Origin of the sequence: Comamonas nitrativorans (genome assembly GCF_042654765.1) — a bacterium.
Lineage (GTDB): Bacteria > Pseudomonadota > Gammaproteobacteria > Burkholderiales > Burkholderiaceae_C > Comamonas > Comamonas nitrativorans.
The window spans coordinates 157,915-167,540 of sequence record NZ_JBHSEW010000010.1 but is presented as its reverse complement, the minus strand read 5'-3'; the positions used below and the strand labels follow the sequence as shown (position 1 = coordinate 167,540).

Sequence of the window (9,626 nt, the reverse complement as noted above, 5' to 3'; positions counted from 1 at the left end):
TGCCGCCGGTGCTGGTGTTGTCCAGGCGTTCCACGCCGGTGTCCACCAGGCCGTAGAGGGTGACGTTCTGGGCCTGGGCCGAGGCGATGGACCCGGCACACAGGAGCAAAGTGGTGGTCAGGCTTGTGGCGATGCGTTGCATGAAAAGTCTCCTAAGGTTTCAGTTTCAGAGTTGGGATGGGGTATAGAAAAAATCGACAGTGGATGCTGAGAACCTGTTCACGATCTCCACGCGGGTGCGCCGTTGCGGCCTCGGGCGGTCTGCGGCGTTGCAAATCCTCGCCATAGCGCCGCTATGGCTGCGGTTTGCGCCTAGCAGCCCATCCCGATCCGCATCCCGCACCCCTTCGCGCTGAGAGCGTGAACAGGTTCTTACATCTTGCACAGCGGCGATGCAGGGGGCACGAGGCTGGCGGGGTAGCTTTGCTCGATCACCGGGCGCAGCACGCCGTCGGCGGTCTTGACGCGGGCGATGTAGTTGGGAATCAGCAATTGGTTGTCCGCCGCCCGCACCGTGGCCTTGCCGTACAGCGTCTCCACCTCGGCACCGCGCAGGGCCTTGGTCACGTCCAGCGGCCTGGTGCTGCCGGCCAGCTTCACGCCCTGCAGCAGCACCATGGCGCCGTTGTAGGCCTGGCCTTCGGTGTCGGAGGGCAGGCGGTTGTGCTTGGCCTTGAAGGCGGCGGCGAAGGCCTGGCTCTGCGGCGTGTCGATGTCCGGCGTGTAGCCGACGTTGCCGGGCACGTTGGTCAGCGCCGTGCCTGTCGCATTCACGATGAAGTTGGACAGCAGCGCGTGACCGATCAGCGGGGTTTGCGGGATCAGGCCGAAGTCGGCGGCCTGTTTGGTGAAGGCGATGGCGCCCGACACGTCGGCCACCCAGACGGCGTCGGCGTTGGCGTTCTTGAGCTGCTGGATGTAGGGCGCGTAGTCCTTGGTGCCCAGCGGCACGAACAGCTTGGTGCCGACCTTCTTGCCCTGTGCGCCGACGGCGGCCTCGAAGGACTTGGCCGAGTCCTGGCCCCACACGTAGTCCGCGGCGAGGATGGCGAAGTTGTTGCCGGGCAGGGTCTTGGCCCACTCGTTGATCATCGCCAGGTCCATGGCGTCGGAGTGGTTGGTGCGCACGAAGCGTGGGTTGCAGGCGTCCTGCGTCAGGCGGTCGGCCTTGCTCATGGTGCCGATGAAGGCGGCGTCCCAGCGGGCCAGGTTCTGGCTGATGGCCAGCGAGATGGACGAGGTGATGGGCCCGATGATGAGGTTGTGGCCCTCGCGCGAGAGCTTCTCGGCCACGCGGCGGCCCGCGTCGGGCGTGCTTTCGTCGTCGCCCTCGGCCAGCACGATCTTGCGGCCGTCGATGCCGCCCTTGGCGTTGGCTTCCTCGACGGCAAACTTGATGCCGTTGGCCACGTCCGCGCCCATGGTGGCGAAGGCGCCGGACTTGGACGTGACCAGGGCGATCTTCACCGGCTCCTTGTCCTGCGCCAGCGCCGCCAGGGGCAGCGCGGCGGCCAGCGCAACGCCGGTCAGCAAAGTGGTGGTTTTTTTCATGGATGTCTCCTTGTGGTTGGGGGGAAAAAGTGTCAGACTGCGACGTGTTCGGCCAGCGCCTGCATGCCTTCGGGCGAAGCATCGACGGGGCCGTCGGCCACCACCGCGCCCTTGGCCATGGCCAGGTAGCGGTGCGCCACGCGGGCCACCAGGCTCAGGTTCTGCTCGATGAGCAGCAGGGCGGTGCCCTGGTCCGCCACGCGGTTGAAGATGTCGGCGAGCTGGTCGACGATCACCGGCGCCAGCCCTTCGGTCGGTTCGTCGAGCAGCACCAGGCCGGGGTTGGACATGAGCGCGCGGCCCACGGCCAGCATCTGCTGCTGCCCGCCCGACAGCGCCGTGCCGGGGGTGTGCGCCCGCTCTTGCAGGATGGGGAACAGCTTGTAGATTTCGGGCGCCGTCCATGGCCCCTTGCGGCCGGTGGCGCCGCCCAGCAGCAGGTTCTCCTCCACCGTCAGGTTGGCCACGATGCGCCGCCCCTGCGGCACCACCACCACGCCGCGCTGCGCAGCGATGTAGGGGCGCGGGCGGGCGATGGCCTCGCCGCCGATGCGCACCGTGCCGCCGCGCAGTTGCGCCAGGCCCAGGATGGTGTTGACCACCGTGGTCTTGCCCACGCCGTTGCGCCCGATCAGCGCCACGCGCTCGCCCGCGTCCACGTGCAGGCTCAGGCGGTGCAGGATGTGGGCCGCGCCGTAGAAGGCTTCCACCTCGTTCAATGTCAGCAAGGCGCTCATGCGGCACTCCCCAGGTAGGCTTCGCGCACGCGGGCATCGGAGCGCACGCTGGCCGGGTCGCCGCTGGCGATCACCCGGCCCAGTTCAAAGACGGTGATGGCGTCCGAGATGCCGAACACCACGTCCATGTCGTGTTCGACCAGCAGCACCGACACCTCCCAGCGCGAGGTCAGCGCCTGCAGGTGCCGCGCCAGGTCGTGTGACTCCTTGACCGACAGGCCGGCCATCGGCTCGTCCAGCATCAGCAGCTTGGGGCGGCCCACCAGGGCCAGCGCCAGGTCCAGGCGGCGCTGCTCGCCGTAGCCCAGGTCCTCGGCCACCATGCAGCTCAGGCGGGCCAGGTCGAGTTCTTCCAGCACGGCGTCGGCATCGGCGCCGCTGTCGGCCATGCCCATCTGGTGCGAGGCCAGCTCCACCTGGCGGCGCACGGTCATGCCGCTGAAGATGCTGGTGCGCTGAAAGCTGCGCGACAGGCCGCGCTGGCGGCGCTCGACCGCGCCCAGGGCGCTCACGTCCTCGCCGTCCAGCAGCACGCGCCCGCGCGTCAGGCGCCGCCGTCCGGTAATGGCGTCGATCACGGTGGATTTGCCCGCGCCGTTGGGGCCGATCAGGCCGCGAATCTGGCCCTTTTTGAGCGTCAGCTCCACGCCGTCCAGCGCCTTCACGCCGCCGTAGTGGATGGCCACGTCCTCGGCCTGAAGCACATATGCAGTGGTCATGGCTGGCTGCCTTTCTTTGTCTGGGGGCCGTAGCGCAGGCGGCGGCGCAGCATGCGCATGGCGCCGACGATGCCGTCGGGCGAGAACACGATGACGGCGATCAATGCCGCACCGAAAATGGCCATCGAGTGCGTGGCCCATTCGCCCAGCAGGTCTTTGAACAGGAAATAGACGATGGCGCCCACGATGGGGCCGATGGGGTGCCTGAAGCCCCCCACCACGACCATCAGCAAGGTGATGGCCGAGACGCTCCAGTGCAGGCTTTCGGGCGAGACGAAGCCTGTGTTCAGCGCCGACAGCAGCCCGGCAAGCCCCGTGACTACCGCCGACAGCGCGTACACCAGGGCACGCGGCACCGTGGTGCGGATGCCGATGAAGCGGGCCCGCTCCTCGTTGTCGCGGATGGCCTCGGTCACGGCGCCGAAGCGCGTGCCCAGCAGCCACAGCAGCACGCAGGTCACGGCCACCATCAGCGCCCAGGCCAGCATGAACAGCGTGGCCGGTTGCAGCAGCACGGACTGCGGCACGCCGAACAGCGTGTCCGGCCAGGCGATGCCCATGCCGTCTGCGCCGCCGGTCATGCCGCGTGCCCGCGAGGCCAGCAGGTAGGCCATCTGGCCGATGGCCAGCGTCAGCATGCCGAAGGCGATGCCCGGCACGCGCACGATGACCAGCCCGATCAGGAAGGCGCCGATGGCAATGGCCGCCAGCACGGCCAGCAGCGCCAGCTCGGCCGGCATCCAGCGCAGCTCCAGCAGCACGCCCATGCCATAGCCGGCGGCGCCGAAGAACAGGGCGTGGCCGAAGCTGACCAGCCCGTTCTGCTTGAGCAGCAGGCCCACGCCCAGCGCGAAGATGGCGTAGATCACCGCCTGGGTGAACATGCCCAGCAGGCTGGCCGAGGTGGTCAGCCACACGATGGCAGCGCCGCCTGCCAGCGCCAGCAGCGCCCCCAGGGCCATGCGGGAAAGACTCAAAGGCATCTTGTCTCTCCTCGCGTCAGGTGCGGCTGCCGGCCAGGCCCGAGGGCTTCCAGACCAGCACGGCGATCATGAACAGAAAGGGCAGCAGCACCGACATCTGCGGCAGGTACACCGCGCCGATGGCCTGCATCATCCCCAGCAGCAGCGCGGCGATGAACGCGCCCGCCAGCGACCCCAGCCCGCCGATGACCACGACGACGAAGGAGTCGATCAGCACGTCCGAACTCATGTGCGGCGACAGCGACAGGAACGGCGCCGCCACCACGCCCGCCAGCCCGGCCAGGGCCGCGCCCAGGCCGACCACGGCGGCGCTCAGGGTGTCGGTGTTTACGCCCTGCATGGAGGTGGTCACCGGGTCGGTGCTGGCTGCCCGCACGAACAGGCCGATGCGCGAGTAGCGCAGCCACAGCGTCAGCCCCAGCGCCACGGCAGCGCCGACCACGATGACGCCGATGCGGTAGGCCGGCAGGCTTTCGCCGAACAGGCTGACGGAAAAATTCAGCAGCTCGGGCGTGAACAGCGAGTGGTTGCCCTTGCCCCAGACGAAGGCCACCAGGTCTTCCAGGATGAGCAGCAGGCCGAAGGTGACCAGCATCACGTTGAGCGGCTCGCGATCCTGCAGCAGGCGAAAGCCGTAGCGGTCGAGCAGCACGCCGACCACCGCCATGACCAGCGGGGCCACGACCAGCGCCACCCAGAAGTTGCTGTGCGTGGCCACCGTGAAGGCGATGTACGCCCCCAGCATGTAGAGCGCTCCGTGGGCGAAGTTCACCACCCGCCGCAGGCCGTAGATCAGTGCCAGGCCCGAACTCATGATGATGAGCAGGGCGCCGTACACCAACCCGTTGAACAGATTGATCGTCAACATTGCGTTGTGTCTCCTTGCGCCGCCCGGGGGCGTGCGCTGTGGTGTTTTTTTGTAGTGGGGATGCCGTCGGGTGTCAGCGGTGGGTGAAGCCGGGCGGGCGCTTTTCCAGGAAGGCGTGCATGCCTTCGTGCGCGTCGACGCTGGCAAAGCGGGCATACAGCGCCTGGCGCTCGAAGGCGATGCCTTCGGTCAGGGACCCCTCCCAGGCGCGATTGACCGACGCCTTGACGGCCATCAGCGCAGGCAGCGAGTAGTCCGCGATCTGCGCGGCCAGCGCCTGCGTGCGTTCCAGCAATTCGGCATCGGGCACCACGCGCGACACCAGGCCGTAGCGGTCGGCCTCCTGCGCGTCCAGCATCCGGGCCGACAGGCACATGTCCATCGCCTTGGCCTTGCCGATGGCCCGGGGCAGGCGCTGCGTGCCGCCGGCGCCGGGCAGCATGGCCAGCTTGATCTCGGGCAGGGCAAAGCGGGCCGATTCGGCGGCGACGACGATGTCGCAGGCCAGCGCCAGCTCGCAGCCGCCGCCCATGGCGTAGCCTGCCACGGCGGCCAGCACGGGCTTGCGCACCTGGCGGATGGTTTCCCAGTTGCGCGTGATGAAGTCGCGCTGCACCACGTCCATGTACGACCAGTCGGCCATGGCGTCGATGTCGGCCCCGGCGGCAAAGGCTTTCGCGCTGCCGGTGATGGCGATGGCGCCGATGGCATCGTCGGCATCGAAGGCCTTGAGGGCCGCGCCCAGCGCGTCCATCACGGCGTCGTTGAGTGCGTTGAGCTGGCGCGGGCGGTGCAGGGTGATCCAGCCCACCCGGCCTTGCACCCGGGTCTGCACGGGGGTGTCGTTGTCGCTGTGCATGGCCGTCACTCCGGGGTGTTGCGGATCAGCTCGCGGATGGCTTCGCGCAGCTTGAACTTCTGAATCTTGCCCGACGGGGTGGCGGGCATGGCCTCCTGCACGATCAGGCGTTCGGGCACGTACTGGATGGCGACCTTGTGTTCCTTCATGAAGCGCTGGATCTCCGGCAGGTCGATGCTCTGGCCCGCCTTGGGCACCACCACGGCGCAGGCGCGTTCGCCCAGGCGCTCGTCGGGGAAGGAGACGACGGCGGCCAGCGCCACGGCGGGGTGCTTGTAGAGCAGCGATTCGATCTCGACGACGGGGATGTTTTCGCCGCCCCGGATGATCACGTCCTTGCTGCGCCCGGTGATGCGCAGGTAGCCGCGCTCGTCGATGCGGGCCAGGTCGCCGGTGTCGAACCAGTCGTCGGCATCCGTGCCGTTGAGCTGCGGGCGCTTCAGGTAGCCGCCGAAGTTGGAGCAGGAGCGCAGCAGCAGCCGGCCCGCTTCGCCCGCCGGCAGGGGCTGGTCGCTGGCGTCCACGACCTTGATCTCCACGCCGGGCAGGGGGTGGCCATCGGTGTTCACGGCGCGTTCGTCGTCGTCGCTCAGTTCGGTGGTGGTGACGGCACCGTTTTCCGTCATGCCCCAGGCCGAGACGATCTTGGCGCCCAGCGCGGCACGCGCCTGTTCCACCAGCGGGCCGGGAATCGGGGCGCCCGCGCACAGGAAGGTGCGCAGCGTCGGCACGCCGGGGCCGCCGGCCTGGCGCTGCTCGTCCACGGTGCGGGCCAGATCGGTCAGGAAGGGGGTCGAGGCCATGGTGAAGGTGACCTGCTCCTGCTGGATCAGCGCGGTGGCCTGCTTCGGTTCCCACACGTCCTGCAGCACCGCGCTGGCCTTGAGCATGATGGGCATCATGAGGCCATACATAAAGCCGGTCTGGTGCGCCATGGGCGAGGCCATCAGCACCACGGCCTCGGCATCCAAGTGCATCCGCTCGGCGTAGGGCACGATGTTGGACATCAGCGTGTTGGCAGTCTGCATCACCCCCTTGGGTTCGCCGGTGGTGCCCGATGTGTAGATGAGCTGCGTCACGTCGTCCGGGCCGGGGCGGCTGCGCGTGAGGATGTCCTGCGCGTCGGCCTCCTTTTCCCACTCGGGGCCGGACAGCAGCGCCTCGAAGCTACTGGCGCCCTGGCCGCCGACGGCGATGACGTGCTGCAGCGTGGGCAGACTGGGTTGCAGGCCGGTGAGCATCTGCTCGAAGTCGAAGCCGCGAAAGTGCTTGGGCACGATCATGACCTTGGCCTCGCCGTGCTGGAGCATGAACGACAGCTCGCGCTCGCGGAAGATGTGCATCAGCGGATTCATCACCGCGCCGATGCGCGAGCACGCCAGGTACACCAGCGTGAACTGCCACCAGTTGGGCAACTGGCACGCGACCACGTCGTCCTTGCCCACGCCCAGGCGCGACAGGCCCACGGCGATGCGGTCGGCCATCTGCGCCAGCGTGCGGTAGGTGAAGCGGCGCACGTCGCCCGTTTCCACCTGCACGGCCGTCAGTGCCAGCTTGTCGGGGCAGGCGGCCACGCAGGCATCCAGGTAGTCGTTGATGGTGCGCTCATGCCACAGGCCCTGTTCAAGCATGCGGGTGCGGCGGGGCGGCAGTAGTACGGTGTCGAATTGCATGGGTGGTGTCTCCGCGGTGTGTTATAAAAATTGAGAGCTGTTTCCGCTTTAAAACAAACGATTTCAATATGATTCGTCATTGAAATCGTTGTTTTACAAGCGGTAGAAGCTATGGCTTTATGCCGGTACGAACTGGCGCCCCGCCCGCGTGCGGGCGATGATGGTTTTCATGATCTGGGCCGTGCCGTCGCCGATCTGGAAGCCCAGCACGTCGCGCAGGCGCTGCTCCATCGGGCCACGGTCATAGCCGCCGTGGCCGAAGCACAGCAGGCACTGGTGGACCACGTCGTAGGCCAGCTTCGGCCCCCACCACTTGGCCATGCCGGCTTCGGCGCTGTGCGGCAGCCCCTGGTCTTTCAGCCACAGCCCTTGCAGGCACAGCAGGCGTGCACCCTCGACCTCGGTATCGAAACTGGACAGCGGGTGCGTCACGCCCTGGAAGGCCGACAGCGGCTGGCCGAAGGCCTCGCGCTGGGTGATGTAGGCCCAGGTTTCCTCCAGCGCCACCCGCGCCACGGCCAGGCATTGCAGGCCGATGAGCGAGCGCGAGAAGTCAAAGCCGTGCATCACCTGTACGAAGCCCTTGTTCTCGTCGCCCAGGCGGTGGCTGACGGGGATGCGCACGTTCTCGAAAAAGATCGAGCCGCGCCCGATCGCCCGCTGGCCGTGGCAGTCGAAGCGGCTGGTGGTCACGCCCGGCGTGTCCATCGGCACCAGCAGGGCGGTGACGCCGTGGGCGCCGGATTCGGGCGTGCCGGTGCGGCCAAAGACCACGCTGATGTCGGCCTGGTCGGCAGCAGAGATCGAGGTCTTTTCGCCGTTGACGATGTATTCGTCGCCCACGCGCTCGATCTTCAGGCGCAGGTTGGCGGCGTCCGAGCCGCCGCGCGGCTCGGTCAGCGCAATGGCGCAGATGCTCTCGCCGGCGACGATTTTTTCCAGCCACGGCGTGACCACTTCGGGCTGGCCGTAGCGCGACAGAATCTGGCTGTTCAGCGAGGCCAGCAGGTTCACGTAGGAAAAGCCCAGGTCGGCACGGGCGATTTCCTCGTGGATCACGCCGGCGGCCAGGCAGCCCATGCCCAGGCCGCCGAACTGCTCGGGCAGCTCGGGGGCGATAAAGCCCAGCTTGCCCATTTCGCGCATCAGCCCCCGGTCGAAAACGCGGCTCTGGTCGCGCTCCAGAAAGCCCGGCGCCACGCGCTCCTGGGCAAAGCGGCGGGCCGTGTCGGCCAGCGCCTGCAGGTCTTCGGTGATGTAAGGATTGGCTTGCATGGGGCGGCTCCTTACTGGGCGAACTTGCGGAAGTCAGGACTCAGGCGCAGGCAGGCGGCCCCGCCGATGCCGCCACCGCCGCCGGTGACGATCACTGTTTTGTCTTCAAAGCGTTTCATTGCATGTCCTATGGTTTGCCAGGTTGGGAAGCTTGGCCGATGATGCGGGGTAGCAACAGCCAAATAAGTAAATATGTTTACAGAAATTCTAGGGAAGGTGGCTTCCGGGCGCAAGCGCGAAAATCAGGAGAAATATCATGGATAACCCTGGTAATTCCGATGAAGTTGCCAAGATGGAATTGGCCAATAGATTGTTCTTCAGGCTTTATCAATGTGCAAATATGTTGCACAAAACCGGCACCAGGGCAGTGGAGGAAGAAGGGCTGACGACGCAGCAGTGGGCCGTGCTTGGTGCGCTGTCGCGGGCGCGGGCCGAGGGCGGCATGAGCATTGGCGACCTGGCGAAGTACCTGATGGTCAGCCGCCAGAACCTGTCCGGCCTGATCGGCCGGATGGAGCGTGACGGCCATGTCGCCGTCGTGCCGGATGCACGCGACCGCCGCTCGCGGCTGGTGACCATGACGCCCTCGGGCCAGCACGTCTGGCACGAGCTGGCCCGTCCGAAAATCCTGGCCTACTACCAGGAAATCCTGGGCGACTTCTCGATCAACGACGTCACGCACACGCTGCACTACCTGCTGAAAATCCTGGGCAACATGCAGCGCATCGACGATGACTGGATCAACGCCAGCCAGGAGGACGAGGGGGACGAGGCAGCGCAGCCATAGATTGCAATAAAAAACGGCGCCATCCCTGGCAGGGAAAGCGCCGAAAGCTATCTTTGGGATAGCGGCTTGGAGTATTACATGCCTGCGTGATTGGGCCCGCCGCCGACGATGACGACGTCGTACTCCATGGCTTCGCGCGGCCCGCAGGTGTGGAGGAGGTCTGCGTCGGTCATG

General features: G+C 67.0%; 9 protein-coding genes. 1 reads left to right on the top strand and 8 read right to left on the bottom strand.

The genetic code is table 11. The annotated features are described in order from the left end of the window. Positions 1-372 precede the first annotated feature (372 nt). From ACFO3A_RS12335 to aliB, 8 genes are all read right to left on the bottom strand, one after another. Positions 373-1,551 (bottom strand): ABC transporter substrate-binding protein, encoded by a 1,179-nt coding sequence (locus ACFO3A_RS12335; protein WP_377726749.1) that lies wholly within the window; start codon positions 1,549-1,551, stop codon positions 373-375. 32 nt (positions 1,552-1,583) lie between these two features. Next, positions 1,584-2,288, bottom strand: a complete 705-nt coding sequence (locus ACFO3A_RS12330; protein WP_377726746.1) for an ABC transporter ATP-binding protein — start codon at positions 2,286-2,288, stop codon at positions 1,584-1,586. After that, the gene (locus ACFO3A_RS12325) at positions 2,285-3,007 is read right to left on the bottom strand and encodes an ABC transporter ATP-binding protein (protein ID WP_377726744.1); all 723 of its coding nucleotides are present in this window, start codon (positions 3,005-3,007) and stop codon (positions 2,285-2,287) included. Before ACFO3A_RS12325 ends, ACFO3A_RS12330 begins: the two co-directional genes overlap by 4 nt. Further along, complete coding sequence (locus tag ACFO3A_RS12320; protein ID WP_377726742.1) at positions 3,004-3,990, bottom strand: branched-chain amino acid ABC transporter permease; 987 nt, start codon at positions 3,988-3,990, stop codon at positions 3,004-3,006. Before ACFO3A_RS12320 ends, ACFO3A_RS12325 begins: the two co-directional genes overlap by 4 nt. A gap of 16 nt (positions 3,991-4,006) precedes the next feature. Further along, positions 4,007-4,858, bottom strand: a complete 852-nt coding sequence (locus ACFO3A_RS12315) for a branched-chain amino acid ABC transporter permease (RefSeq protein ID WP_377726739.1) — start codon at positions 4,856-4,858, stop codon at positions 4,007-4,009. 73 nt (positions 4,859-4,931) lie between these two features. Beyond that, on the bottom strand, positions 4,932-5,717 hold the full coding sequence (locus ACFO3A_RS12310; RefSeq protein ID WP_377726736.1) for an enoyl-CoA hydratase-related protein: 786 nt from the start codon (positions 5,715-5,717) through the stop codon (positions 4,932-4,934). 5 nt (positions 5,718-5,722) lie between these two features. Continuing rightward, positions 5,723-7,390 carry a cyclohexanecarboxylate-CoA ligase gene (aliA, locus tag ACFO3A_RS12305; protein WP_377726734.1) on the bottom strand — a complete coding sequence of 556 codons (1,668 nt, stop codon included), beginning with the start codon at positions 7,388-7,390 and terminating at the stop codon, positions 5,723-5,725. A gap of 117 nt (positions 7,391-7,507) precedes the next feature. After that, positions 7,508-8,665, bottom strand: a complete 1,158-nt coding sequence (gene aliB / locus ACFO3A_RS12300) for a cyclohexanecarboxyl-CoA dehydrogenase (RefSeq protein ID WP_377726731.1) — start codon at positions 8,663-8,665, stop codon at positions 7,508-7,510. 256 nt (positions 8,666-8,921) lie between these two features. Between aliB and ACFO3A_RS12295 the strand changes: the two genes are divergently transcribed. Further along, positions 8,922-9,452, top strand: coding sequence for a MarR family winged helix-turn-helix transcriptional regulator (locus tag ACFO3A_RS12295; protein WP_377726729.1), 531 nt, complete (start codon positions 8,922-8,924; stop codon positions 9,450-9,452). The last annotated feature ends 174 nt before the right edge of the window (positions 9,453-9,626 follow it).